At 54.7% G+C, this 2374-nt stretch carries 2 protein-coding genes and 1 pseudogene (1 of these 3 only partly in view); all 3 read left to right on the top strand.

Translation table 11 applies throughout. The features are described from left to right. A pseudogene (gene aroF, locus GTN70_11065) lies at nt 1-663 on the top strand (3-deoxy-7-phosphoheptulonate synthase); it begins 305 nt to the left of the window's first position. 2 nt (nt 664-665) lie between these two features. After that, complete coding sequence (locus GTN70_11060) at nt 666-1505, top strand: prephenate dehydrogenase/arogenate dehydrogenase family protein (GenBank protein NIO17504.1); 840 nt, start codon at nt 666-668, stop codon at nt 1503-1505. Continuing rightward, on the top strand, nt 1506-2374 hold an 869-nt coding region (locus tag GTN70_11055; GenBank protein ID NIO17503.1), incomplete at its 3' end, for a 3-phosphoshikimate 1-carboxyvinyltransferase.

Here is a 2374-nt window from a genome sequence, read left to right as displayed (position 1 = left end):
AAAAAATCGGGCGCAGCCTTTTTGCGGGGTGGGGCATTCAAACCCCGGACATCGCCCTATAGCTTCCAGGGACTCGGGGAGGAAGGGTTGAAGATATTGGCCGAGGCAAGGGAGCGGACCGGGCTCCCCGTTGCCACGGAGCTCATGGATACGAGAGATATCGATCTCCTCATAAAGTACGCGGATATAATCCAGATAGGGGCGAGAAACATGCAGAACTTCCGGCTTCTGACGGAAGTGGGCAAAGCAGACAAGCCGGTTATTCTGAAGAGGGGGCTCAGCGCCACGGTACACGAGCTGCTCATGTCTGCAGAGTATATCGCTTCTCAGGGAAACGCGAAGATCATACTCTGTGAAAGGGGAATCCGTACCTTCGAGACGTCAACGAGAAACACCCTGGATATCAGCGCGCTGCCCGTGTTGAAGCAACTGACACATCTACCGGTTATTGTGGATCCGTCACACGCGTCAGGCAAGGCCGACCTCGTTCACGTTCTTTCAGCGGCAGCTATCGCGGCCGGGGCTGACGGCATAATGGTAGAGGTGCACACGAAACCCGAAGAAGCCCTGTCCGATGGGCCTCAGTCGCTCAGGCCGGAGTTATTTGCCGAGATGATGAGAAAAGCGGGTGCTGTTGCCGGTGCCGTGGGGAGGAGGATATAGCATTGAAGAATTTGAACGTGGGAATCTACGGGCTCGGCCTGATCGGTGGGTCACTGGCCAAGGCACTTTCACGCTCATCACCGGAATTGACGATTATGGGTTATGACAGAAGCAGGAAAAGGCTCCATATGTCCCTTGAAGATGGCTCGATAACGGAGGTGCTCAGGGGAAACAAATACAAAGAGGTGGACGTTCTCTTTCTTGCCATTCCGGTTGAGCGAAGCAAGGAGGTGGGGAGAAAACTGATCGCGAAACTGAGAACAGACGCGATTCTCACAGATTGCGGGAGCGTGAAGGGGCCGATATGCGACGAGTTGAGTGAATACACGAAGGGGCCGTTTTTTATCGGCGGGCATCCCATCGCGGGGACCGAAAAGTCCGGTTATGAGAACTGCTTCCCCGATCTCTTCAAATCCCGGGTTGTTTTTCTTACCCCTTACAAGGGTACTCCGGCAAGTAAAATCAGGATGGTGAAAAGCTTGTGGAAGAGAACGGGCGCGCGCGTTCTCGAGGTAGGGGCAGGATACCACGACCACGTTTTTGCCTTCGTTTCCCACCTCCCGCATATCGTGGCATACTCCCTTGTCCATGCAGTCGCCACATTCGATTCTGCGTTGCCACTCGGGTATTCTGCCGGCGGTTTCAAGGATTTTACAAGGATAGCATCATCGGACCCGACCATGTGGTCGGAGATCATGGTGGAAAACAAAAGGGAGATCGTCATGGCGCTGAGACATTTCAAAAAGAACCTGTCGCAGCTCGAGGCTCTGATCAGGGAAGAGGATGTGCCGGGGATGAACAGGTACTTCAACCTTTCGAAGAAAAAGAGGGACTCCATATAGATGAAGAAGAAAGTCAAGGCCCTCAGGGGAGAGCTGTTTCTGCCGGGCGACAAGTCGATCAGCCATCGCGGGGTATTGCTGTCGTCGCTGGCCAAGGGAAAATCGAGGATAAGAAACCTGCTTTCAGCGGAAGATGTTACGATGTCGAGGCGGCTCGTTGAGATGATTGGCGCGGAAATTTCCGATCACGGGGAGGAAATAACGGTTCTGGGAAAGGGCGCTTCGGGTCTGGGAGAGCCTTCGGACGTTCTGTACGCCGGCAATTCGGGTACGACAATGCGCATCGGTTCGGGGATTCTGGCTGCAATCGATGGGTTATCCATCATCACAGGTGACAGATATCTGCGGAAAAGGCCGATGGAAAGGATTACAACTCCTCTATCCAAAATGGGAGCAACAGTCCTGGGAAGAGATAATGGGCGATATCCGCCGCTGGTGATCAGAGGTGGCAACTTGCAGTCGATCCGCTATGAAATGCCCGTGGCAAGCGCCCAGGTCAAGTCTGCAATTCTCGTGGCAGCTGCAGCACAGGGCGTCGAGGCGGAGGTGAAGGAGCCTCTTCCCACGAGAGACCACACGGAGAAGATGCTGCAGTCGATGGGGGCCGATGTTTCACGCTCAGGGGACTGGATAAAAATTTCTCCCCATGGCGAGCTGCGGCCCCTGGATGTGGATGTCCCCGCGGATTTTTCCGCGGCTGCCTTTTTCATCGTCGCTGCCCTCGTCACCCCCCGCTCTGAAATCGTCGCCCGGAACGTTCTCGTAAATCCATTGAGGAGTGGAATGCTCCGTGTTCTAGCAAGGATGGGAGCGAGAATCGAGCTTACGAACGAGCGGGTTGTTTCCGGAGAAGAGATAGCCGATATCGT

Source organism: Deltaproteobacteria bacterium (assembly GCA_011773515.1).
Taxonomy (GTDB): domain Bacteria; phylum Desulfobacterota; class Deferrimicrobia; order J040; family J040; genus WVXK01.
Note: the sequence above shows the minus strand (reverse complement) of the source record. Positions and strands in the feature narration are given on the sequence as shown.